The sequence below is a fragment of the Streptomyces sp. BE20 genome (genome assembly GCF_036322525.1).
In the GTDB taxonomy this organism is placed as follows: Bacteria; Actinomycetota; Actinomycetes; order Streptomycetales; family Streptomycetaceae; genus Kitasatospora.
This window is the reverse complement of record NZ_JAQYWW010000766.1, coordinates 1-381: the sequence shown is the minus strand read 5'-3', so window position 1 is coordinate 381 and position 381 is coordinate 1. Positions and strand designations below refer to the sequence as shown.

The window sequence follows — 381 nt, the reverse complement described above, 5'->3', positions numbered from 1 at the left end:
GGGGGGGGGGGGGGGGGGGGGGGGGGGGGGGGGGGGGGGGGGGGGGGGGGGGGGGGGGGGGGGGGGGGGGGGGGGGGGGGGGGCGCGCGCGGCGGCGGCCCGCCGCCCCCCCGCCGGGCGGGCGCGCGGCGCCGCGCGCGGGGCCGGGGGGGCGGCGCGGCGCGGGGCCGGCGGGCCCGACCGGGGGGGGTCAGGGGGTGGGGTCGGATTCGGAATCGGGACCGGGGTCGGGGTCGTGGTGGGTGTCGGGTGAGAGCCAGGAGAAGCAGGCGGGCAGGCCGGCGCTGATGCCGGTGGCGAGGACGAGGCCGAAGATCAGGAGGCGGGGTCCGAGCGGTCCGTCGTGGATCGGCCGGCAGACGAGGGCGGCGGTGAGGGTGC

At 86.1% G+C, this 381-nt stretch carries 1 protein-coding gene; it reads right to left on the bottom strand.

Features of this window, described 5'->3' with window-relative positions:
• Nucleotides 1–190 precede the first annotated feature (190 nt).
• A partial coding sequence (locus PUR61_RS16550; RefSeq protein WP_329879615.1) for a hypothetical protein occupies nt 191–381 on the bottom strand: 191 nt, incomplete at its 5' end.